The sequence below is a fragment of the Marinicella litoralis genome (assembly GCF_002591915.1).
Classification (GTDB): domain Bacteria; phylum Pseudomonadota; class Gammaproteobacteria; order Xanthomonadales; family Marinicellaceae; genus Marinicella; species Marinicella litoralis.
In genome coordinates this window covers 865,969-889,510 of record NZ_NIHB01000001.1, presented here as the reverse complement: position 1 = coordinate 889,510, position 23,542 = coordinate 865,969, and the positions used below count along the sequence as shown (strand labels likewise).

Sequence of the window (23,542 nt, the reverse complement as noted above, 5' to 3'; positions counted from 1 at the left end):
CATGAAAAATAATGTCACAGCAATTTACCCCGGCACTTTCGACCCCATAACCAATGGTCACGCCGATTTAGTCAAACGCGGCGCTAAAATTTTTGATGAGCTGGTGGTGGCGATAGCCGACTCCAGGCGCAAAGGCCCTTTGTTCAGCTTGGATGAACGCATTGACATGGCCTCAGAAATATTGTCCCCTTATAAAAATGTACGGGTGGTGGGTTTTGATATTTTGTTGGCAGATTTTGCAACCGAGATCAACGCCAATGTTATATTACGTGGTTTACGTGCCGTTTCAGATTTTGAATATGAATTTCAATTGGCCAGCATGAATCGACACTTGATCCCAAACATTGAAACCATGTTCTTAACCCCCGCAGAACAGTTCAGTTTCATTTCATCATCACTGATCAAAGAAATAGCCATGCTCAATGGTGATGTCTCTGAATTTGCTCATCCCATTGTGCAACAAGCCCTTAAACAGAAGTTCAGCAACTGACATGTCACTCATTATCACTGAAGAATGTATTAACTGCGATGTTTGTGAGCCTGTATGCCCCAACGAGGCCATCTATATGGGACCAGAGATTTTTGAGATTGATCCCAGCCTATGTACCGAATGTGTCGGCCATTTTGACGAGCCACAATGTGCAGAGATTTGTCCTGTGGAGTGCATTCCAAAAGACCCTGACAACGAAGAAACCCAAGACGAGCTGATGCTCAAATACCAAAGATTGACAGAAAACCTATGAAAGCAAAAATATTAAACCCCGTGATTCAAGCACTCAGCCTAACGGCACTGATATGTATTTGTGGTTCGACTTGGGCCGAATCACCCAAGCAGGCTGGTATTGCCAGCGCCCACCCGATGGCCACCGAAGCTGGTCATCGCGTTTTGGCCCAAGGTGGTAATGCATTTGATGCCGCCATTGCTGTGAGTTCAACATTGGCTGTGGTTGAACAACAAAGCTCAGGAATTGGTGGTGGGGCTTTTTGGTTGTTACACCGCGCCAAAGACGGTAAAAATGTGATGATTGATGGTCGTGAAGAAGCACCCGCTAAAGCCTATCCCGACATGTATTTGGATGAAAATGGGGATGTTAATCGTGACTTGGCCTTGAATGGTCCTTTGGCAGCAGCCATTCCTGGTGAAATTGCTGGCTTTGAACATTTGGCCAAACATTATGGCAAATTGCCATTGTCGGTTTCATTACAACCGGCCATTGAAGCCGCAGAAAACGGCTTTCCTGCTTACCCTCGCATCATCAGAACCATTGAGCGCAAAGCCAAAGTATTACAACGATACCCCGCGTCAACTGCGATTTATTTTCCCAATGGTCAATTACCCAAAGAAGGCCAGTTGATTATTCAAAAGGATTTGGCAGAAACGTTAAAAGCAGTCGCTAAAAATGGCAAAGCAGGTTTTTATGAAGGCACAGTGGCTAAAAAATTAGTCACGGCGGTACAAAAACATGGTGGCATCTGGACTTTAGATGACCTTAAAAACTACACAGTCAAAGAGCGTCAGCCTATCACCACCAACTACCGTGGTCATCAATTGGTTACGGCGGCACCCCCTTCTTCAGGTGGGATTGCACTTGCCACCATTTTAAATGTCTTGTCGGCTTGGGACTTAACCCAAATGGACCTTGAACAGAGTCGAGCAGATCGCATTCATTTGGTTACGGAAGCCATGCGCCGGGCTTATCGTGATCGCAGTATTTATTTGGGCGACACTGATTTCGTTGAGGTGCCGATCCAATTATTAACCCACCCCTATTATGCGGCAGGCCTAAGGGCCAGCATCAATCCGAACAAAGCATTGCCATCTGATTACTTGCCTGGCATCAGTGAAAACCCCAAAGGTGAGGATACCACTCACTTTTCCATCATTGATACCGAGGGTAATATGGTCTCCGCGACTCTAACAGTCAATACAGGGTTAGCTTCAGGTTTTATTGCAGAAGGCACCGGTGTGTTATTAAACAATGAGATGGATGATTTTTCAGCCAAACCAGGTGAACCCAATGCTTTTGGTCTGATTGGTGATGAAGCCAACAAAATCGAACCAGGTAAAAGACCTTTATCCAGTATGTCACCTACTTTTGTCTTTTCTGAAGACCAAGTGGCAGTACTTGGGACTCCAGGCGGCAGCCGAATCATCACCATGGTATTACTGGGCTTACTGGACTATTTTGATGGACATGATGTGCATTCCTGGGTCAGTAAACCACGCTACCACCACCAATATTTGCCTGACCGCTTGTACACTGAGAAAGACGCCTTTGATCAAGTCACCATAGATGCTTTAACCGCCAAGGGTCATGAAGTCGTGGTATCAAAAGGCCAATGGGGCAACATGCATGCCGTGCATTGGAACAAAACCACGGGCGAAGTTGATGCTGCCAGTGACCCACGAACCACCACCGGTTCTGCAGTGGTCAAATAGGGCGAAGGCAGGCAGTATAAAGGTTTGGCGCTTGTCACATTGAGCTTAATACACTAATAGCAATGCTGATCAAGCTGAATAAGTCTGCTGCCACAAGATTATTCAATCAACAGTTAATTACCGACTTGATTTCGGTTAAAATCATGTGATGAAACTTTATTCAGTAGAGGGCAACCGCCAAAAATTAGACGCCGGTGCCATGTTTGGCAATGCACCCAAGGCCTTGTGGTCTCGGTGGGTAGAGGTGGACGATTTGAATCGAATGGAGTTGGCTTGTCGAGCCATGTTGGTTGAAGGATTGAACGGGCAGAATGTATTGTTTGAAACCGGAATCGGCAATTTCTTTGAACCCAAATTGCAACAACGCTTTGGAATTTATGAGTCTGGACATGTGTTGTTAAACTCATTGGACGCTTTGGGATTTAAACCTGAGGACATTGATGTGGTGGTTTTGAGCCACTTACATTTTGATCATGCTGGCGGCATGTTAACCGCTTGGCATCCTGATCAAGAACCACAATTGGTTTTCTCCAAGGCTCAGTACCTGGTAGGTTCTGATCATTGGGATCGGGCCATTAATCCACACCCAAGGGACCGGGCTTCATTCATTCCAATATTGCATGAACTGCTGATTCAATCAGGCCGCCTGCAATTGGTCAGTGGTACTTTCCATGAATTATTGGGTCCAGAAGTCATCTTTAGCTACACCAACGGCCACACCCCCGGATTGATGCATGCACAAATCGCTGACTTGGTGTTTGCATCAGATTTGATTCCAGGAACTGCATGGGTTCACGTACCTATCTCTATGGGGTATGATCGTTTTCCAGAACAATTGATAGATGAAAAAAGCCAGTTCCTCACGAACATTGTTGATGAAAAACTTCGCTTGTTTTTCACCCATGATCCCGATTACTCGGTGGCTCAGATCGAACAAAAAGAGGGTCGGTATTCGGCCGTCAATCCCATTAAAATACTCAAAGAGGAAATTTAAATGCTATTCATTACTGGCCTGTATGCATCAATCTTGGCACTCATTATTATTTGGCTTTGTTATCAAGTCGTGTCTTTTCGACGCACCAAGCGCGTCGATATAGGTGATGGTGGTGATTCAACGGGTATCAGACACATACGTGCCCAACAAAATGCGGTTGAGTACATTCCCATCGCAATGATTTTGTTTGCCGCTTATGAACTCAATGGTGGAAACCACTGGTTGCTCCATGGCATTGGCATTGCCCTGGTCTTGGGTCGGTTGATTCACCCCAGTGGTCTGGTTAATGGAAAGGGGGCTACCTTTGGTCGCTTTTACGGTACATTGATTACTTGGTTGGTTATTTTGCTGCTGGCAGGGTTGAATATCGGTAAGTACATCTCAACGCTGATTTGATGATTCAAAAGAGTTGTTGAAAATGTCATCTTGGTAGGTCAATTGATTGACTTGATTGATCAGATGCCCATCAACAGCATGGGATATTTGATTCGGCCAAGTCACTTCGACTCGTTCGATGTTGGCTTGGCCAATGCCAAAATGCAACGTTCGCTCATTGCCTGCACCAAAACTGGCGCCACTGTACACCGACTGCATCAACACCCGATTGTCATCTAGAAACAGTTTAAGCTTAGTACCAATGGCATTGCGGTTAACCGAACCGGAACCGTTTAATTTGAATTTAATCCAATTGTTTGTGCCGGTACTTTGATTCTCATACAACTTAAAATCTACACCCCAGTTACCGGTCAAGATATCGATCAAACCATCATGATTGAAATCACCAGAAGCCGCGCCCCTGGTTCTGTCTAAATTACTCACTCCACTGCCAGTCGTGATGTCGACAAAAACACCCAAACCATTGTTGTGATACAAACGATCTGAGCTCTGCAGGTTGTTGCCATCGGTAGCCAGGTAAGCATCTAACCAACCGTCATTGTCCAAGTCCAAAAATAAAGTGGCCCAGCCCACAGCATCAAAATTCAATCCCACCGCATTGGATTGGTCAATAAATGTATCGCTGCCTTGAGCCACTTGGCTTTGTAACAACACCTGTTCTGCAATACTGGAAAAATACATGTCATAATCGCCATCCAAATCGTAATCACCAATGGCAATGCCCATTCCATATACAGCCCGGTTGGCTGCCGCAGGCACTGAAACATCCTGAAAACACCAAGATACGCCACAGCCTTGGGTGGCAGGTCCGATGTTAGCCCACAGTGTATTGCCCACCAATTTATCATTCACCACATAAATATCCTGATCGCCATCATTGTCATAATCAAAGAATGTGATCGCCAAACCTGGTTTGCTTAATTCAGCCAGTTGTAAGTCATCACTGATTTCAGTGAAGGTGCCATCACCGTTATTTAAGTAAAATTCATCCTTTGCCAATGGACCACTTTGGTCTTGATAATTAATCACATAAAAATCCAAAAAACCATCTGCATTGATGTCAGCCCAAGCTGCATTGACACTGTTTCGGGTGATGGACAAACCTGCGGCATTACTGACATCAACAAATGATGTGCCCATGTTGTTTTTAAACAAACGATTTTGTCCATCAATGGCATACAAAATATCATCCCAGCCATCATTATCATAATCAGCAACCGTCACCCCACGAGCGATTTCGGCATTGAGGTTTAATTCAGGGAATGCCGCAGATTGTAAAAAGGAACCGCTGCCTTGATTGATAAATACATAGTTTGAATCTTCTTGGTTGGTCATCAACAAATCCATGTCATCGTCATTGTCTATATCGATAAATGCCTGACCGATGCCATAAGTCGGGTTTAAGGCACTGATGTCATGACTCGCACTCACTCCAACAGTTTGAGATGAATCAACAAAATCGATCACATTGACCAGTAACAACAGTGACCACTTCAAACCATGCAATAAAATCAAAAAAAACCTCCCATTCCAATGGTTACCGTTTATAAACCTTGTTACTGCAATAAATCAACACATATTTATTGATATCGACAACTGCGATAAAATGTCGTTCTATTTTCTGATCAATCGCCGACCTGTTGCCGTTATTCAGTCATAAGGATTAATAATTAATATTTTGTTAAGGTTTTAAACGCTAACTGTTGAAATACCCTGCCAATCAACATAGAATGTTCGAGATTCGCAAAATTACAGAATAATAAATTTGTGAACTACTTAAAAAACTCGGAGATATTTTATATGAATAAATTTTTAACATTGTTGCTGGTTGCTGCTGTCGTGGTATCAAGCAGCGCCATTGCAGCCAAAGGTGATTCAAGTTCACCAAACGGCAATCCAATATTCAGTATGGTTGAGTCAAATCAACCTGCAGTGATTAATGGTGGCGGTGTTCCTAATTCTAGCGTTGAGTTGTCATTTGACTTAAACGGCATGGAATCTTGGGACGCATTTGACGACGCTGATAACATCATTCAGAACTGTTTAAGCGGTACAGCGATTACAGGTGTTGGTTGGACTTCAGTTGGCATCACCACCGAAGGTGCAAGTTGGTTATCTGAAGCTGGTGTATTATTTACCAACTCAGATGGATCTGCCGACCCTAATGGCGTAAGTCTTTTATTTGGTGCTGGTGATGACTTTACTGGATCAGGAACTTATGATTCGGGCGGAGTGGTAAATCTTGCTGACGTTGCATTGGCTGACGTTGAATCAAATGTTGACGGTTTATTTGTTCTTCAGTTTTTTGAAGATTTTGACGATGTGGCTGATACCATAGATGCCAATTACACCGGCGGTACTTTAACCTTTGAAGGGGTTGATTTGGTTGCTACACCAGGCCCTAATTGTATGATGCTTCCACCACCTCCACCACCAGTCGTTCCAGCTAATAACACATTGGCGCTGTTGTTGTTGGTATTGAGCATGTTGGGTTTTGTGGCATACAGAAGATTTGCCTAAAACTTTAAAAACAACCATTAAAAAAAGGGTGTCAATTGATGCCCTTTTTTTTGTTCACAATAGTGTATAAAATGCTTAACTTTACTCTAAAAAAAAGGATATTTATTGTGGTTAAACAGCCTAGCGCATTGATTACTCTGGGATGATACTGTGGATCATATTCATCATACAATCAGCCAACTTTTTAATGACAACAAATATACCCTGGCGGTTAAAAAACTTAAAAAGTTCAATACCAAAAACCCAAGTAATTCAGAAACAGAACGGTTGCTGGGAGTCGCCTACATTCACTTAAAGAATTTTCAGCTGGCTGAAAAACATTTGAACAAATCCTTGTCCCTCAATTCATTGGCACATGCCACCTTACTCAACTTGGCAAGCTTGTACAAAGAGCAAGGCCGTTTTGATTTAGCCATTGAAAAGATCGAATCGGTATTAAACAAAGAGCCTAATCACATTGCGGCCTTATTCAACTTAGGCAACATCTATCGTTTGATGGAACGGTGGGAACAAGCCAACAGCCATTATGAAAAAGTTTTACAATTGCAACCCAGCCACTTACCGGTGATGGTTACCTTGGGCCTCATGAAGAAAAATGCCGGTGACATCGACCAAGCGATAAGTTATTTTCATCGTGCCCTGGATCTTGACCCCTTCAACAAATCTGTTTATTTGTCATTGGCTAATTTAAAAAACTACCAATTCACTGACGACGAAATCAGTATAGTGAGCAAAATCATCAATCAATCCACTGATGCAGAAAGCATTGAGTTGCTGTTTGCCAAAGCACAATATTTAGAGCACACGGAAAATTTTACTGAGGCTTTCCAATACCTGGAAAGAGCCAACTCAGCGCAGTACAAAAAACTCAATCGCACTGCCACTGATTGGGCAGCATACAGTCAAAGGATTGAGACTGTTTTTGATCAATATGAAAGTCAAGACAACCCAAGTAAAGAGACAACCGATGAACCCCAACCCTTATTCATTGTCTCGATGCCTCGCTCAGGCTCGACGCTGGTTGAACAAATCGTGGCTTCTCATTCTGCAGTTTTTGGTGCATCGGAACTACCAACCCTGCCTCAGATAATGAAAGAGATGGAACAACAGCAGCAACTACCGTATCCAGAGGCTTGGCTTCAAACCAACAACAGCGACCGACAAATGATGGCTGAGCGTTACCAACAAAAAATCAACAGCTATGGGACACAGTATCAATACATCAGTGACAAAAACCTGAATAACTTTAACTACATTGGGGCCATTTTAGCTGCCATGCCCAACAGTTTGTTTATCCATTGCACCCGTCACCCCTTGGATGTTTGTTTGAGTTGTTACAAGCAATTGTTTGCCGCTGGTCAGGAATACAGTTATGACCTGGATGAATTGGCGGCGTATTACAAACACCATGATCATGTCATGCAGTATTGGAAAAAACGGTATCCTGCACAAATTTTGACAGTCAATTATGAAGAAATGGTTGCCAACACGGAGTCACAAATCACCGAAATTTTAAACTTCCTTCAACTGCCATGGGAAGACAACTGCATGGAATTTTATAAAACCAAAAGAGTCATTCGCACCGCCAGTGCCGCCCAAGTCACCAAGAAAATTTATACCAATGCCAGCCTCAGGTACAAAAAATACGGAAAATCGCTAGAAAGACTGGCAATAAGTTTAAATATAGCTTGATAGCTTACTAAAATCAGATAAAATCATGTGGATAAACGATAATTTATAAATTGCCTTGGAGGAAAAAATGAAAACTAATAAACTTAGAAATGCGATTGCGCCCTTTTTACTGACGGCCTCTGCCGTGGTCAGCGCACAAATGGTCAGTGAAGCAGGAGTAGGTGGACAAGCCGGAACATTCAATGGTGGCCCTGCAGTATTGTATGATCAAACAGGTGCCGCACCCAATGGAAATGGTTCGCCTGATCAAAATTTTGAAGCTGGTTTTGATGCTTATGATGGATTCATTGCTGATGACTTTGTTGTTACTGATGCGGATGGGTGGCTCATCACACAAGTCAATACTGTAGGAACTTATTCCACAACAGGTCCAGCTACATCCACAAACGTATCTTTCCATGCTGATGCAGGTGGCTCTCCAGATCCTACCCCAATAGCTGGTTGTGATTTTCCAGCTGCAACAATTTTATCTGATACTGGTGGATCATTCGTCATTGACTTAGGTGCTGGTTGTGTTGTGCCACAAGGCACTGCATGGATTTCTCACCAAACTAATTTAGACTTTGGTGCAGGGGGACAACACTTTTTCTCCGGAACTGCAACAATTTCAGGCTCTGAAGGCCATTTCTTGAATCCAGGCGATGGCTTTGGGACAGGTTGTACCACTTTCCAACCGGCTGGTAGTGTTTGTGGAACTGGCGGCGGCGCAGCTCATGATTTCTTGTTCTCAGTATCAGGTTCAGTAGCCCCACCACAAGGACCGCCACCTTTGGTACCTACACTGACTTGGTATGGTTTAGGTCTGATGTTATTGACTTTCGGTTTCTTGGGTCGCAGATTCATTAAAAACGACTGAACAAAACCTCAATAAAAACTCAGTAAAGGCACCTCTTGGGGTGCCTTTGTTGTTTCACCAACAATAAAAAAATATTTAATATGAATGAATTGATCCAAATGCTGCCCAAGGCAGAATTACATATGCACATTGAAGGCAGTCTAGAGCCGGAATTGATGTTTAAACTGGCCAAACGCAACGGCATCGAATTACCACATCAAAGTATCGATGAATTGAAAGCATTGTATGATTTTAATAATTTACAAGAATTTCTCGATATCTATTACCAAGGCTGTTCTGTGTTACAAACCGAACAAGACTTTTATGACTTGGCTTGGGCCTACCTGAAAAAAGCCAAAGAAGACCATGTGGTCCACACCGAAATATTTTACGACCCGCAATCTCACACCGCTCGGGGTATTCCTTTCGAAGTAGCGATCAATGGATTGTATCGAGCTTTTGATGATGCACAAGAACAAATGGGCATCAGCTTTCACATCATTGCTTGTTTCTTGCGCCACCTACCTGAACAAGACGCCTTGGACTTGTATCCTGAAATTTTAAAGCACCGAGATAAAATTTTGGGCATCGGATTGGACTCATCTGAAATGGGGCACCCACCGGAAAAATACCAACAGGTGTTTGCTCAAGCAAAAAAAGACGGCTTCAAAGTGGTGGCACATGCTGGCGAAGAAGGACCGGCTGAATATGTCAAACAAGCCATTGAGCTGCTCCAGGTTGACCGAATCGATCATGGCAACCGTTGTCTAGATGATGAAATATTAACCGCTCAGATCGCTCACAAAGGCCTTGCATTGACAGTTTGTCCTTTATCAAATTTAAAACTGAAAGTGGTACAAGATCTGGTTGATCACCCAATCAAAAAAATGTTGAAAAAAGGATTGATGGCTACCATCAACTCAGATGATCCCGCTTACTTTGGTGGTTACGTCAATGAAAACTATCGACAATTGGCTGCAGCCGTTGGTTTAACTGAAGATGAAATATTTACTTTGGTAGAAAATTCATTCAAAGCCAGTTTTTTACCTGACAGCATCAAGGAAATTCACTTAAAAGCCTTACACGCCATTGGCTGAATTCAGTCCTCGCGGTTGATTTCTTGCTCAATGGTAACAATCAATGTTTGAGACATGCTGATCATGTCTCGCATTTGCTTGTTCAAAGTATTGAGTTCCAGAACCGCCAACACAAATCCATTTTTCAGTGACTGGCTTTTCAAGTAGGCATTGAAATAATCCTCAGGCAGTAGCGTGGCATCACCGGATTGACCCTGACTGGCATTGAACTCAAAGTTTTTCACCAAGGGATTGAGCGTACAAAGGCGTATAGATCATGGTTGATAGTCCTCTATGGCAGCGATTAACTTTTCACTTTCTTTAACGAAATTTAGATAATTTGCTACTTTGGTGTCGTTCACTGCAATTTGGAACTGCAGATTAAACAACATGTCTGGCAGCGAACGCAGTAGGTTGGCGGCTTCATGCAAAGCTTCATCGGGAAAGTCCAAATCACAAGTGGGTGGAAGTTTGGATGAAAAAGTATTCGCCACCTGGAATGTCTCATCGCCACATTGTGCTTTGATCGCATCTTGAATGGCTACTGGCAAATGCCCCCTGATGAACTCACGATAGGGTGCCATTATGGTGACAAATGCTGCGGTTGAAAAATCAACCGCATAATAACCAAATATTTGTGCCTTTAAGGCTTCATCTTGGATTAAATTAATTTGACCGGTACTGAGCATTTCATTGTAAGTCGCCCGATTGCTCCAAGCATTATTCATTTGCGTTGCTTGGTATGCACCAATAACAAACTGCTCATCACTGACTGAGTTAACACCATTGAGGGCATCTATTGCGGTCATGGCGTACTTTCTAACTGCTGATTGGTAATCGAGTTCAGCAGTGATTGAAAGGGTGTCATTATTTAAGTCGTGATGAACTCGCTTGAGCAGGACTTGGGCTTGTTTTTCACCAACCAATTGCTCATTCCAATTCGATACTTGGATACCAATAAATACACCTATCACCACAATCATGAAATCCAGAAACACTGCAAACCAATTTTGATCTCTCACATGTTTGCTGACACTCCGCAGAATCATGGTTGGTGCTCTTTGATGGCCGACATTAATTTCTCGGTTTCAATTTTGAAATTCAATATATTTGATACTTGGGTTTCATAAACGGCTATTTGAAATTGTAAGTCAAATAACATTTGGGGCTGAGCCCGCAACAAGGAAGCCGTTTCAGTGAACAATTCATCCGGCAAATCTAAGTCACAATTGGCGGGTAAGGCAGCCCCAAAAGTTTGTGCAACAGGGATGACAATATCGCCACATTCCCTGCGGATGGCGTCTTGAATTTGAAAAGGTATACGCCCCCTGATATATTCACGAAAAGGGGCGATTTTTGTGATGAGAGACTGCTGCGCAAAATCATCAGAATAATAAGCCAAAATCTTACTTTTGAGCGCATTATTTTTGATTAGATTTATTTGTCCGGTACTGAGCACTTCATTGTAAGTTGAGCGGTAACTCCAAGGAGTGTTAATTTGACTGGTTTGGTAGGCGGCAATCACAAATTGTTCATCATTGACTGTTGGAACTCCATTAAAACCATCCACTGCTCTGACTGCATAAGTCCTGACAACGGCTTGATAATCCAAGGTAGAAACCAACACTTCCAAATCATTCTCTAGGTCTTCGTTTAACCTTTCAATCAGCACTTGCGCTTGTTTTTCACCCGCCCGCTCCACATTCCAATTGGAGACTTGGATGCCGATAAATACACCTATCACCACAATCATGAAATCCAGAAAAACCGCAAACCAGTTTTGTTCTCTGACGTGTTTGGTGACGCTGCGCAGGATCATTGAGCGCGCACTTGTAAGTAATATGAATGAACATTCAAATTATTATTGGCACCAAAACTGAGTGCCAAAACTTTGGTTGTGCACGATTTGCTGGTTAGCAGCATCAATTTCCCCTTTATTTACTCCATTATGATAGGCGAAATCAGTGCATCATTCAATCAGAAACCGTTCAGCCTTTGATTCAAGTTATCTGAGCCCGTCGAAGTGAGTCAGGTTTTTGAATTGACTTACCAACTTGGGCGAGGCTTCCAACTGAAGGCGTGATAAGTGCGATAAGCTCAGCCATTGATCCAAGTTCACTGAGCCTGTCGAAGAATTAATTGATTTAAATCAGCCTTTAACCAACTCACTTAAGTCTGCAATTGAACTGGTTAATCGGCTGAATTGGGCCAATTGGGCCAAGCGATTTTTCCTGACTTCAGGATTCTCATCATTGACCATCACATGTTCAAAATATTGATCCAGTGGCTCAGCCAGCGAGGCCAGCAACTCATAACCCTCGGTATAATTTCTATTCACCACCAGAGACTCAAAATTGGGTCTGATTTTTTCAATTTCATGATACAACTCGTTTTCAAATGTTGATTCAAATAACTTCGTATCAACTGACATGGATGCTGCATCTGCCGTCAGATTGGCCTTGGCAATGATGTTCACTGATCGTTTGTTGGCTTCAATCAAGGATTTGGCATAATCTTGCTGTTTGAATTCTTCAGTGGCAATCAAGCGATTTTCTAGATTGGTTAATGTGGTGGTGACCAACGCATTGGCTGCATTGAACACATCGTGCGAGTAACCACTGTTAATAAATTGATTTCTCAATCTTTCATCAAAGAAATTATGTACATCAGTTTTGATTTCTTCAGAAACCTCTATACCCCGATCATTTTCAATCACCATCAAAGACTTGGCTATCAAGTCGCTGTAATTAAGATGCAAGTCTTTGTCTTTCAATATATTAATCACACTCAAGGCCGCACGCCTCAAGGCAAAGGGGTCTTTGGAGCCCGTGGGTTTTTTACCCACGGCAAAAATACCGCAAAATGTGTCAATTTTATCAGCGACAGAGACCGCTTGTCCCAAGGTTGTTTCAGGCATCTGGTCACCGACAAACTTTGGCAAATACTGATCTCTGATGGCTTTTGACACTTCTATAGATTCACCTTGCGCTGCCGCATAATAACCACCCATCAAACCCTGTAAATCAGGAAATTCATCGACCATGTCTGACATCAAATCAGTTTTCATCAACAAGGCTGCCCGCTTGGCTTCGACTTGATCAAACCCAAGCAACGGTGCCATCCATAATAACAGTTCAGCGATGCGATTCGTTTTATCAGCCAGGGTACCTAAAGACTTTTCAAACACCATTTTTTCCAACAAAGGAATGTTGTCCGTCAATGGACGCGCTTTGTCTTTTTCCCAGAAAAAGCGAGCATCCGCTAATCTTGGGGTGATGACTTTTTCAAAGCCTTTTTTCACCGCAACTGGATTACTGGAATCAATGTTGGCCAGTGCCACAAAATACGGCATTAATTCACCCGAGTTATCTACCACAGAAAAATACTTTTGGTGCTTTTCCATTGAAGAAATCAGGGCTTCTTTCGGTACTGAAAGAAAATCTTTACTGAAGTCACCTAATACAGCCACTGGTTTTTCCACAATGCTTGATACTTCGGATAACAGACTGGCGCCTATCATGGCCACACCATTGACCGCAGCGGAGGCGACCTGGACTTGTTCGGCAATCAAAACTTCACGTTTATCTTGATCAACCATGATGTGCGCAGCTTGTAATGTCTGTACATAATCTTGAGCATGACTGATGGTGACAAATTCATTGTGATGAAAACGATGACCCAAGCTTTGATTGCCAGTTTGCACGCCAAACAGTTCCATTGGAATCACTTGGTCATTGATCAACAACACCATCCAATGAACGGGTCGAATAAAGCTGTAATCATTGTTACCCCAGCGCATTGGTTTTGGAATGGGCAGTTGTTTGATTGATTTTTCAATAAATTCTGGCAAAACCTGTTCTATGCTCATGCCTTTTTCTAACACTTGATAAGTCAGGTATTCACCTTTGTCGGTTTCTATCCGGCTTAAATCGGCCACTGTTACACCTAAAGACCGTGCAAAACCCATGGCAGCAGGTTTGGCATGACCGTCATCATCAAAAGCGGCAGCCACAGCAGGGCCTCGTCTCTCAGATTCTTTATCGGCCAATTGCTCATTGATGCCGTTCAGCTGAAAAGCCAGTCGACGTGGTGAGGCATACCACCTGGAGCTGTCATCATAAGTAAAACCTGCTTCATCCAATTGTTTACAAACACCTTTGTACAAGGCTTCTGACAGACCATACAAAGCTTTTGGTGGCAACTCTTCACAACCCAATTCAAATAAAATATCAGCCATGATTAACTCCTCTCCTTGTTCGTTTGATTTTTCAGGCCAGGAAAGCCCAAAGCTTCACGAGATTGGTAATACATCTGAGCCACTTGTTTAGACATGTTCCTGACTTTCAAAATAAATTGCTGGCGTTCAGTCACACTGATGGCTTTGCGCGCATCCAATAAATTGAATAAATGCGATGCTTTCAAGGCTTTTTCATAAGCGGGCAATGGCAGTTCTTTTTCAATCAATTTCAAACAAGCCTTCTCAGCCTCATCAAAGGCAATGAACAATGAGGGCACGTCAGCATGTTCAAAATTATAAGCCGACTGCTCAACTTCATTTTGGTGGTACACATCACCATATGTCACAGTACCATTGGGCGTTTCTGCCCAAATCAAATCATAAATGCTGTCTTTGTTTTGTAAATACATCGCCAGTCGTTCCAAACCGTAGGTGATCTCACCCATTACCGGCTTACACTCCAGTCCGCCCACTTGCTGAAAATAAGTAAACTGTGTGACTTCCATGCCGTTGAGCCAAACTTCCCAGCCCAAACCCCAAGCACCCAAAGTGGGTGATTCCCAATTGTCTTCTAAGAACCTGACATCATGCTCTAAAGTATCCACCCCAATGGCGGCCAATGATTTCAAATACAATTCCTGGATGTTCTTGGGCGAAGGTTTCAACACCACTTGAAACTGGTAATAATGCTGCAATCTATTGGGGTTTTCGCCGTATCGACCATCGGTTGGACGGCGACATGGCTGTACATAAGCACTGTTCCAAGGTTCAGGGCCAATCGAACGCAAAAATGTCGCTGGATGAAAAGTGCCTGCACCCACTTCCAAATCCAATGGTTGGATGATCACGCACCCATGTGCGGCCCAAAATTCTTGTAATTTGAGGATTAATTCCTGAAAAGTGAGGAACTCGTGTTTGTTATTTTCCATAGAATATTTCAAGGATTCAGCAAAACCCTGCATTATACTTGACCTGCCATAGACTGTGCCATGTTTGGTTTTTGATTTAATCGAAAATCGTGACTATATGCCCCTATATTTTAAAAGCACAATGGTTAGAATAATGGTTTTATCAAACTGAGGGTCTTTATGAATCAACTCAAAATCGCAGTAATTGCTTTGTTTTTAGCAAGCACAATCAACGCTCAAGAAGCCATCACCTATCAAAAACCACCGCAAGAGATTCTGCAATTGATTGACATCGAACGCGCGCCCTCTGTTATTGCAGACTCTAAAAAACAAAAAATGCTGCTGATCTATCGAGATCAATACAAATCTATTGCTGAGTTGTCTGAAAAAGAATTGCGCTTGGCCGGTTTACGTATCAACCCCAAAACCAACATTGGCAGCCGCACCACTTATTACAACAACATCAGATTGATGGACGTCAATACACAACAAGTGATGGACCTCAAAGGTTTGCCTGAACAAGCGCGAATTGCCAACATCATTTGGTCAAATGACGAATCGAAAATTGCTTTCACCCACACCACCGAAACTGGCGTACAGTTGTGGTACGCAGACTTAACAACCCAACAGGTCAAACGGTTAACTGATGCCAGTTTGAATGCCAACATGCGATCGGTGGCTCAATGGTTCAATAATGACAAAGCCTTGTTGGTAAAGTTTTTACCCAAAGACAGGAAGCCATTAATTAATTCTGACGATGCGGTACCTGTAGGCCCCACTGTCTCAAACAGTGATGGTTCAAAAGCACAAAACAGAACCTATCAGGATTTATTGAAGAACCCCAACGACGAATTCAACTTTGAACAACTGGCTCATGCTGAATTGATGGAAGTCAGCCTCAAAGGCAAAATCAAAGCTTGGCAGCCTTCAGCCATGTACAGCAGCATTGATTTCTCACCAGATGGCAAGTATGTTGCCGTGACCCAAATCAAACGCCCCTTTTCCTATTTGGTGCCTTATAGACGCTTTCCTCAGCAAACAGATATTTTTAAAGCCAATGGCAAATTGGTTTCAAACTTCAACCAAGTACCCTTAACTGAAGAAATACCCAAAGGTTTTATGGCAGAAAGAACCGGCAAAAGAAGTTTGCAATGGCGTGCTGACCAACCAGCAACCATGGTCTATGCAGAAGCCTTGGATGGTGGCGACCCAGAAAACCAAGTGGCATTCAGAGATGAGGTTTTTCAAGTCAAAGCGCCCTTTGATGGTCAGCCTGAATCCTTATTCAAAACCAAAGACCGATTTTTTCGAGTGACATGGGGCAATCAAAGCACCGCCATTTTTTATGACTACTGGTGGAATACGCGCCAGATCAGAACCACTTTATTTGACCCTTCCAATTTAGACCAAGCCGTGAATGAGCTCAGCGTCAGAAATTACCAAGACGTGTACAGTGACCCGGGGAATTTTGTTACGCAGCGAAATGAATATGGCGCAGATGTTTTATTGATCGAAGACAACCAAGCTTATCTGATGGGTGATGGTTACACCGATGAAGGTCAGTTTCCATTTATTGACCAAATTAATTTAGCCACCCATGAAAAAACACGTTTATACCAATCCACCTATACAGATCGAATTGAGGATTTGAACGATGCCATTGATTTGGGTGCTGGAAAAGTGCTGGTCAGAATAGAATCACCCACAGAATTTCCAAATTATTACATTCGCGATTTCAAACAAAACACATTGACGCAACTCACAGAGTTTGACAATCCATTTGCCTCGATTGCTGGCATTCACAAAGAAGTGATTAAATACCAGCGTGATGATGGCTTGGAGTTATCCGGCGTGCTGTACTTGCCTGCTGATTATGATTTTGAACAAAAACCCAAACTACCGATGATCATGTGGGCCTACCCTACTGAGTTCAAAGACAAAAACAGCGCCTCACAAAACACCAACAACCCCAATGAGTTCACTTACCCTTATTATGGCTCAATGATTTACTGGGTAACCCAAGGTTACGCCATCTTGGACGACGCCTCCTTCCCTATTGTCGGTGAAGGCGATGAACAGCCCAATGACACATTCATCAAACAACTGGTTGCCAATGGCAGAGCAGCCATTGATGCGGTAGATGACTTGGGATACATTGACCGCAACCGGGTTGGCGTCGGTGGACATTCCTATGGTGCATTTATGGCAGCCAACTTGCTCAGTCATTCTGATGATTTCGCTGCTGGTATCGCCAGAAGCGGCGCTTATAACAGGACCTTAACCCCATTTGGTTTTCAAGCCGAAGAACGCAATTATTGGGAAGCACCGGAAGTGTATTACAACATGTCACCCTTTATGCATGCGGACACCATGAATCAACCCTTGTTATTGATTCACGGCGAAGCCGACAACAATTCAGGGACCTACCCATTGCAAACTGAACGTTATTTCAATGCGTTAAAAGGATTAGGCGCTACCGCCAGAATGGTGATGTTACCCAAAGAATCACATGGCTACCGAGCACTGGAATCAATTTTGCATGTGATTTGGGAACAGCATGAATGGCTGGAAAAGTACGTCAAAAATAAACAGTAACAATCAGTCAGCTTCAATCACTGTTGCTAAAGTAATTCATAGCAACAGTGATTTTATTAAACCAAAGATGGGTCGAATGACTCAATCAATTATTTACTCAAAACCGTCAATAAATATCAAATCTATAAATGGATCAAATCCATCTTCAAAGATTAAATCAATCAACATCCCATTATCCACTTCACAGTTATAACAAGCCAATGCAAAATCTTGCTGTGGCGCACCTGGATCATGCGGATTTAGGGCATCAGCGGCAATGTTGCTGGCCATCACTTCAATGGTTAGGTCTTGCCCATTGTGTTGGTCTGTTCTCAGAAACACCGCTTCCATGTTATTCATGGCATCAGCTGTGCCACCAACCGCTGAATACGCATCATTGCCAAATTGATTGCCCAAATACACTTGACCAACCTCCACAGATAAATCTAAATCATTAACCCAGGCAGGATTGGTGCCACCCATACCAGCACCAGGTGCATCCGTCCAAACCAACATCATCCTGACTGGTTTCAACGGATCTGAAACTTTTAAATTAATTTGCCAGTTTTGCCCTGATTCTGAAAATACATGCTGTTGATCAAAATAATAGACGGGTGCAGTGGGGTTAATCACGTTCTCTAAGTTAACTCGACCCCAACCTTGTTGTCTATTAGGCGCATGACTCATGGCGTTATTATCTGCATCATCATTGCCCACCAAATCATCAGTGACTGCAGTAAAAGTGGCCTTAATCAGTGCGGGACTTGGGTCTTGTAGGAATTGATTCCGATAATGCTCCCAAAACAATGAAACCGCCCCAGAAATGACTGGAGACGCCATAGAAGTACCACATTTAAGTCCGTAACCTGAAGGGCTGTCAGGTGCATCTGTACTACATCCAGGAGCCACAATATGCGGGACCAATCGGCCATCACAGGCAGGTCCATGGGCACTGTTTCCTGATATCTCAAAAACATTATTTGCCTGACTTAAGTTGCCACTTTGCGAACTGGTGGATCCTACGGCAAATAAATTTTTGGCCTCATCTGGTGACCCCAAAGAAGAAGGTGAACATGCGCCGCCACCATCACCATTACCATTCATGATTGACCAAACCGCCAACACAGGTTGATTGCCAGCCAGTTCTGCATTGGCATCACGACTGATCATATCGATTTCCATGGTTGGAATGTCATAACCTTGTGGGGTGCCAGTAGGTCCCCATGAATTGTTAGTTAACAACACACCACTGGTCGCTGAATCCTTGTATATAGACAACATACCACCCGCAAGCATACTGCCGGGACCGTTACCAAGCAAGGGGGCATACAGCTGTTCAACGATGGTTACACCTGGAGCCACACCCATGCCTCGGTTGAAGCCAGCCGGGTCCAACACGCCAGCAGCACCGGTACCACCAATAGCACCGGCTACATGGGTACCGTGAGAATCACTGTCATCACTACAACTAGGGCCAGTACCAGTACATTGAATGACATTGGTCAAATCTGGATGGTTTTGGTAAATACCACCATCGACCACTCCCACAGTCACACCACTGCCATCTAAAGCATTGCCACTTAACCATGTGGCATAACCGGGCACTGCATTAACACTACCATCATATTGACTGACGATGGTTTGTTGACTCAATTCAGTTCGAGCGCCACCATCAGAATGAACCCGCTGTAATGTCATAACACCTGAAATTTGAGAAGCCTGCAAATATTGATCACCATCCAGCCGAAAGTTAATCACTGAAAGTGTTTTATTGATGCGGCTTTGTGAAGCAATAATGGCGCCCAACTGCCGGAGTTGTTCAACGCTTTGATTCAGCTCAGGGGTTAAAACCAATGCCATTGTAGGCGTTGCAGAGGCTGTCAACTGCCTGTTGTTAGCCTGAACCCTGAAAGCCGAATACAAATAATGGGCCTGTCTGACCGAGGCCAATTGTTTCAATTCATCAAGTTGACTTTGATCCGCCCAAACAATCCAAGTAAAAGGAGCCATCGGTGAAACCAAGACCGCTCCACTGTTTTGGATCTGTTCTAACCAGCGTGACTTGATCGGACCTTTGAATTGAATCAATTGAAAATTGGCGTTTGTTGATCCAACCGAATTGAACCAATCATTGTCAGGTAAAGACTGGGTTTTGAGATCAATTAAATCATTGTCCACTTTATAATGAAATGGCTTGTTAACCCTGATGACAGGTTTAATGGCATTGGACACCAGGCTTTCAGAAATTGAATTCGATTCAACCCACAAAAAATTTTCATATTGGACGGCAGAACTCGATAATGAACTTATCATTTCACTGCTGGGTTGGTTGAATCGCAACCAACTCGTATCATTTGCCCAAGCCGTTTGACTGAAGCAAAATAAGACCACCAAAACTCTATTTATTAACATAGCAACTCAACATAAAATATAACAGCCAATCACTTTAATACATTTATGCCCCTGTTTTTGTTATCTCTGTCAATTAAAGTCATTTTTTCATACATCCAGCCTTATTTATTTCACACTTACTCGTTGTAATTTAAGTCATTAGACCCAATAATACGCCTTGAGTTGGTTGGGCAATCGCGGGTTAATTTATTAACTCGAGGAAAGTCCGGGCTCCAACAGGGCAAGGTGCCGGATAACGTCCGGGGGGCGCGAGCCCACGGCCAGTGCAGCAGAAAATAAACCGCCATCTTCGGATGGTAAGGGTGAAATGGTGCGGTAAGAGCGCACCGCGACTTTGGTAACAAAGGCGGCATGGTAAACCCCACCTGGAGCAAGATCAAATAGGGAAACTATAGGTGTGTGCCCACACTGTTTCCGGGTAGATTGCTTGAGGCTGGCAGTAATGTCAGACCCAGATGAATGATTGCCACGTATTTATACGAACAGAACCCGGCTTACAGACCAACTCATTTTTATTTATAAACTGTAATTTGAAAAGGTCAGTGTCTTTTTATATGCAGTAAAACTCAGGCACAGACGAGGTTTATCTAAAGGTTACTGACACCTTTACAATTGGCGTGAATAATCCAGATCAACAAGCAAACGATGCCCTGTGGTTAGACGACATCCACTGTTCTCTGGCACACCACACAAAAACCATTGAAGTCCTGAAAACCTTGCAAGCCGATGAAGACATCATTCAGATCTATACTTGGTTTCATGCCATCCGCAGCCAACAGCTTGAACTGGCAGCATTGAGTGAGGACTCCTCAGAAAAACAACTGGCTACACTCAAAGACCTGATTAAAATTCACCAAGCCGATTGGTTGTTAAACCCAAAATCAAACAATGCAGAGGGCTTACGTCGTTTGTTATTCGCGATGATCAATGATGTCCGTCTGGTGCTGATTCTGTTGGCAGAACAATTGGTATTGATGCGTGCTGCGACTGATTTTAATCAAGCAACCCAACAGCAACTGGCCACCTCAACCATGACCTACCATGCGGCCCTGGCCAATCGTTTGGGCGTGTGGCAAATCAAGTGGGAATTAGAAGATTTGTCTTTCCGTTTTTTACAGCCAGATCAATACAAGAAAATTGCCAAAAAACTGGCTGAAAAACGCAACGACCGTGAACAATTCATTCAAAAAAGTTCACAACAACTGACTGCAGCTTTGGCGCTAAACAACATCAAAGCCGACATCGCTGGGCGACCCAAGCACATCTTTAGCATTTACAAGAAGATGCAACAAAAGAATTTGGAGTTTGAAGGCCTGTTTGACATCCGTGCCATTCGCGTGTTGGTGGACAGTGTGGCTGATTGTTACGCCACCTTGGGCATAGTCCATGGCACTTGGTCGCACATCCCGAAAGAGTTTGATGATTACATTGCCCAACCCAAAGGCAACAATTACCAATCATTACACACCGTGGTGGTGGTTGAAGGCAAAACCCTGGAAGTCCAAATCAGAACCCATGAAATGCACGAGCATGCTGAGCTCGGTGTGGCCGCGCATTGGCGTTATAAAGATGGGTCTAAACAAGACCAAAGCTATGACAACAAAGTCAATTGGATGCGCCAATTGCTGTCAGAACATGCCGGTTCTGATGATTTACTGGACGCCTTTCAATCGGATACCCAAGAAGAGCGTATTTACGTATTCACCCCCTCAGGTGACGTGGTGGATTTACCTTTTGGCTCCACTCCTGTTGATTTTGCCTACCAAGTACATACCGAAGTGGGCCATCGATGTCGGGGCGCTAAAGTCAATGGCTCCATAGTGCCATTGACCCGCGCATTGAATACCGGTGACCAAATAGAAATTTTGACATCAAAAATTGCCAAGCCTTCCAGAGACTGGCTGCATGAACAGTCTGGTTACCTACAAAGTGTCAGAGCACGAGCCAAAGTCAGGCATTGGTTCCGAGAAAATGATTTTGATAAAAACCTACAAATTGGCAAAGAGTTACTTGAAGCAGAATTGAATAAATTTGCCCTACAAAATACAGATTTGCAAAAATTGTTGGAATCGTTCAATTTACAACACACCGACAAGTTATATGCCATGATTGCTACCGGTGACATCACGGTCAACCAAGTGCTCAGGCGAGCTGATTTACAGCTTAATCCGGTGAAGAAATTCTCTCAAAAACCTGTTCCTAAAAAAGCCAAGTCAACACAATACTCAGGTGGCTTGATTGTTGAAGGCGTGGACTCCTTGAAAACCACCCTGGCCAGTTGTTGTACCCCGGTACTGGGAGACTCAATTGGGGGATTCATTACCAGAACGCGTGGCATCAGCGTGCACCAGTCCCATTGTGACAATTACCTGCACATGATTTCTGAACAACCCAATCGCTTGGTGAATGTCAAATGGAATGATGATGTCACTGAAGACACAGTGACGGCCCTATTGATCACAGCCAACAACAGAAAACATGTGATCAAGGACATCAGTGCCCTACTGGCCAACCTCAAAGTCGAAATCATGGCATTACATGCAGAACCCGATGATGAAGCTGGCTTGGTCAACATCAAAATATCCATTCAAATAAGGGATTTTGATCATTTAAGCGAAGTGATGAGCCGATTATCTAGCTTACAACACATCAATTACATCCAACGTAATTTGAATCACTAATCTTTGATATTCAGCCACAATTGATAAGGCAGAAAAAATTTATCACACACTTTATTGATTTGCTTGCGTCAGGTAAAGGGTGATTCCTAAGATGTCATTTTTCGTTTTGAGCTGGTCAAAATTAGGCTTGTACTTACCATCGACAACCAAAGTTGGTAAACGATTGATGCCCATGGTTTTGATCATCTGCTGACCTTTCCTCATCATGCTGTCAACGGCAAATGAGTTGGCATTGTCTACAAAGGATTTTTGATTAATACCAAAAGACGCAGACAGCCAAACAGCGATGTCATCAAGGGTTCTGAATTGTTTTTTGTATTGATGGATGGCAGCAAAAAATGCTTGGTGCACCCGATCCAATTCGCCCATCATTTTTAAAGTGTAATAAGTTTTGGCATGTGGTTCCCATTGTGGATACAAAGCCACTGGCACTTTGATGATTTGGAAGTTCATCGAAGTTTCATCGCCATTTGACTGACTTTCCAACTGATTCATGATCGGCTCAAATGAAAAACATCCCGGGCACATATAACTGAAGAACTCATACACCACTGGCAACCCTCCATCACTAGGCCAAGCCGGATTAATTAGCTCATAATGAATGCCTGCTTGGTACTGAGACATTGTATTTGTTGCGGCCACTTCTTGGTCTATGGATTGAGCATCGGCTACCAGCCACCCGTTGATCAATAATACAAAAGACAGCAGTGCTTTCATTGTAAGTTCCTCAATAAATGATTGTATGGATAGACTCATGATGCCGAGAAAAGTTGCACC

Annotated in this window: 19 protein-coding genes and 1 other RNA gene; 12 read left to right on the top strand and 8 right to left on the bottom strand. The window is 43.4% G+C overall.

From position 1 onward, the window contains the following. The first annotated feature begins 1 nt into the window (after position 1). The 5 genes from coaD (at position 2) to CCS90_RS03910 (ending at position 3,830) form a co-directional block, all read left to right on the top strand. On the top strand, positions 2–490 hold the full coding sequence (coaD, locus tag CCS90_RS03930) for a pantetheine-phosphate adenylyltransferase (protein WP_099018188.1): 489 nt from the start codon (positions 2–4) through the stop codon (positions 488–490). A gap of 1 nt (position 491) precedes the next feature. After that, positions 492–743 (top strand): YfhL family 4Fe-4S dicluster ferredoxin, encoded by a 252-nt coding sequence (locus CCS90_RS03925; RefSeq protein ID WP_099018187.1) that lies wholly within the window; start codon positions 492–494, stop codon positions 741–743. Further along, the gene (gene ggt / locus CCS90_RS03920; protein ID WP_099018186.1) at positions 740–2,440 is read left to right on the top strand and encodes a gamma-glutamyltransferase; all 1,701 of its coding nucleotides are present in this window, start codon (positions 740–742) and stop codon (positions 2,438–2,440) included. Before CCS90_RS03925 ends, ggt begins: the two co-directional genes overlap by 4 nt. Before the next feature lie 148 nt (positions 2,441–2,588). After that, positions 2,589–3,434 (top strand): MBL fold metallo-hydrolase, encoded by an 846-nt coding sequence (locus CCS90_RS03915; RefSeq protein WP_099018185.1) that lies wholly within the window; start codon positions 2,589–2,591, stop codon positions 3,432–3,434. After that, positions 3,435–3,830 carry an MAPEG family protein gene (locus tag CCS90_RS03910; RefSeq protein WP_099018184.1) on the top strand — a complete coding sequence of 132 codons (396 nt, stop codon included), beginning with the start codon at positions 3,435–3,437 and terminating at the stop codon, positions 3,828–3,830. Here CCS90_RS03910 and CCS90_RS03905 read toward each other — a convergent pair. After that, positions 3,816–5,345 carry a CRTAC1 family protein gene (locus CCS90_RS03905; RefSeq protein WP_099018183.1) on the bottom strand — a complete coding sequence of 510 codons (1,530 nt, stop codon included), beginning with the start codon at positions 5,343–5,345 and terminating at the stop codon, positions 3,816–3,818. The genes CCS90_RS03910 and CCS90_RS03905 overlap by 15 nt on opposite strands. Before the next feature lie 285 nt (positions 5,346–5,630). Between CCS90_RS03905 and CCS90_RS03900 the strand changes: the two genes are divergently transcribed. The 4 genes from CCS90_RS03900 (at position 5,631) to CCS90_RS03885 (ending at position 9,974) form a co-directional block, all read left to right on the top strand. After that, complete coding sequence (locus CCS90_RS03900; protein ID WP_099018182.1) at positions 5,631–6,350, top strand: hypothetical protein; 720 nt, start codon at positions 5,631–5,633, stop codon at positions 6,348–6,350. Positions 6,351–6,500: 150 nt separating this feature from the next. Next, positions 6,501–8,042 carry a tetratricopeptide repeat-containing sulfotransferase family protein gene (locus tag CCS90_RS03895; protein WP_099018181.1) on the top strand — a complete coding sequence of 514 codons (1,542 nt, stop codon included), beginning with the start codon at positions 6,501–6,503 and terminating at the stop codon, positions 8,040–8,042. A 67-nt stretch (positions 8,043–8,109) separates the two neighbouring features. Next, a complete protein-coding gene (locus CCS90_RS03890) occupies positions 8,110–8,898 on the top strand; it encodes a hypothetical protein (RefSeq protein WP_099018180.1) in 789 nt (262 codons plus the stop codon). Between the two features lie 80 nt (positions 8,899–8,978). Further along, positions 8,979–9,974, top strand: coding sequence for an adenosine deaminase (locus CCS90_RS03885; RefSeq protein ID WP_099018179.1), 996 nt, complete (start codon positions 8,979–8,981; stop codon positions 9,972–9,974). A 2-nt stretch (positions 9,975–9,976) separates the two neighbouring features. Here CCS90_RS03885 and CCS90_RS03880 read toward each other — a convergent pair whose 3' ends face one another. From CCS90_RS03880 to glyQ, 5 genes are all read right to left on the bottom strand, one after another. Beyond that, positions 9,977–10,198, bottom strand: coding sequence for a hypothetical protein (locus tag CCS90_RS03880; RefSeq protein ID WP_099018178.1), 222 nt, complete (start codon positions 10,196–10,198; stop codon positions 9,977–9,979). A 30-nt stretch (positions 10,199–10,228) separates the two neighbouring features. Beyond that, positions 10,229–11,002 (bottom strand): DUF6090 family protein, encoded by a 774-nt coding sequence (locus tag CCS90_RS03875; protein ID WP_099018177.1) that lies wholly within the window; start codon positions 11,000–11,002, stop codon positions 10,229–10,231. After that, entirely contained in the window at positions 10,999–11,772 is a 774-nt protein-coding gene (locus tag CCS90_RS03870; protein WP_099018176.1) for a DUF6090 family protein, read from the bottom strand. Before CCS90_RS03870 ends, CCS90_RS03875 begins: the two co-directional genes overlap by 4 nt. Before the next feature lie 330 nt (positions 11,773–12,102). After that, positions 12,103–14,190 (bottom strand): glycine--tRNA ligase subunit beta, encoded by a 2,088-nt coding sequence (gene glyS / locus CCS90_RS03865; RefSeq protein WP_099018175.1) that lies wholly within the window; start codon positions 14,188–14,190, stop codon positions 12,103–12,105. A gap of 2 nt (positions 14,191–14,192) precedes the next feature. Beyond that, positions 14,193–15,119 (bottom strand): glycine--tRNA ligase subunit alpha, encoded by a 927-nt coding sequence (gene glyQ, locus CCS90_RS03860; RefSeq protein WP_099018737.1) that lies wholly within the window; start codon positions 15,117–15,119, stop codon positions 14,193–14,195. A gap of 159 nt (positions 15,120–15,278) precedes the next feature. Here glyQ and CCS90_RS03855 point away from each other — a divergent pair, with 159 nt between their 5' ends. Beyond that, positions 15,279–17,693 (top strand): S9 family peptidase, encoded by a 2,415-nt coding sequence (locus CCS90_RS03855; protein WP_099018174.1) that lies wholly within the window; start codon positions 15,279–15,281, stop codon positions 17,691–17,693. A gap of 93 nt (positions 17,694–17,786) precedes the next feature. Here the strand turns inward: CCS90_RS03855 and CCS90_RS03850 are convergent, their stop codons facing one another. After that, positions 17,787–19,985 (bottom strand): S8 family serine peptidase, encoded by a 2,199-nt coding sequence (locus CCS90_RS03850; RefSeq protein ID WP_162846694.1) that lies wholly within the window; start codon positions 19,983–19,985, stop codon positions 17,787–17,789. 257 nt (positions 19,986–20,242) lie between these two features. Here CCS90_RS03850 and rnpB point away from each other — a divergent pair. Together rnpB and CCS90_RS03840 are read left to right on the top strand one after the other, a co-directional pair. After that, an RNA gene (gene rnpB / locus CCS90_RS03845) (RNase P RNA component class A) lies at positions 20,243–20,597 on the top strand. Between the two features lie 104 nt (positions 20,598–20,701). Then, entirely contained in the window at positions 20,702–22,765 is a 2,064-nt protein-coding gene (locus CCS90_RS03840; RefSeq protein WP_162846695.1) for a bifunctional (p)ppGpp synthetase/guanosine-3',5'-bis(diphosphate) 3'-pyrophosphohydrolase, read from the top strand. 51 nt (positions 22,766–22,816) lie between these two features. On the opposite strand, the gene CCS90_RS03835 is transcribed toward CCS90_RS03840, so the two are convergent. Then, a complete protein-coding gene (locus CCS90_RS03835; RefSeq protein WP_162846696.1) occupies positions 22,817–23,482 on the bottom strand; it encodes a thiol:disulfide interchange protein DsbA/DsbL in 666 nt (221 codons plus the stop codon). Positions 23,483–23,542 lie beyond the last annotated feature (60 nt).

Excerpts from the sequence above, each read along its gene's own strand:
- CCS90_RS03850 (WP_162846694.1), bottom strand. The coding sequence starts at position 19,985 with ATGATAAGTTCATTATCGAGTTCTGCCGTCCAATATGAAAATTTTTTG.
- CCS90_RS03835 (WP_162846696.1), bottom strand. The coding sequence starts at position 23,482 with ATGAAAGCACTGCTGTCTTTTGTATTATTGATCAACGGGTGGCTGGTA.
- CCS90_RS03890 (WP_099018180.1), top strand. The coding sequence starts at position 8,110 with ATGAAAACTAATAAACTTAGAAATGCGATTGCGCCCTTTTTACTGACG.
- glyS (WP_099018175.1), bottom strand. The coding sequence starts at position 14,190 with ATGGCTGATATTTTATTTGAATTGGGTTGTGAAGAGTTGCCACCAAAA.
- CCS90_RS03910 (WP_099018184.1), top strand. The coding sequence starts at position 3,435 with ATGCTATTCATTACTGGCCTGTATGCATCAATCTTGGCACTCATTATT.
- CCS90_RS03875 (WP_099018177.1), bottom strand. The coding sequence starts at position 11,002 with ATGATTCTGCGGAGTGTCAGCAAACATGTGAGAGATCAAAATTGGTTT.
- ggt (WP_099018186.1), top strand. The coding sequence starts at position 740 with ATGAAAGCAAAAATATTAAACCCCGTGATTCAAGCACTCAGCCTAACG.
- glyQ (WP_099018737.1), bottom strand. The coding sequence starts at position 15,119 with ATGGAAAATAACAAACACGAGTTCCTCACTTTTCAGGAATTAATCCTC.
- CCS90_RS03870 (WP_099018176.1), bottom strand. The coding sequence starts at position 11,772 with ATGATCCTGCGCAGCGTCACCAAACACGTCAGAGAACAAAACTGGTTT.
- CCS90_RS03855 (WP_099018174.1), top strand. The coding sequence starts at position 15,279 with ATGAATCAACTCAAAATCGCAGTAATTGCTTTGTTTTTAGCAAGCACA.
- CCS90_RS03900 (WP_099018182.1), top strand. The coding sequence starts at position 5,631 with ATGAATAAATTTTTAACATTGTTGCTGGTTGCTGCTGTCGTGGTATCA.
- CCS90_RS03925 (WP_099018187.1), top strand. The coding sequence starts at position 492 with ATGTCACTCATTATCACTGAAGAATGTATTAACTGCGATGTTTGTGAG.
- CCS90_RS03915 (WP_099018185.1), top strand. The coding sequence starts at position 2,589 with ATGAAACTTTATTCAGTAGAGGGCAACCGCCAAAAATTAGACGCCGGT.
- CCS90_RS03885 (WP_099018179.1), top strand. The coding sequence starts at position 8,979 with ATGAATGAATTGATCCAAATGCTGCCCAAGGCAGAATTACATATGCAC.
- coaD (WP_099018188.1), top strand. The coding sequence starts at position 2 with ATGAAAAATAATGTCACAGCAATTTACCCCGGCACTTTCGACCCCATA.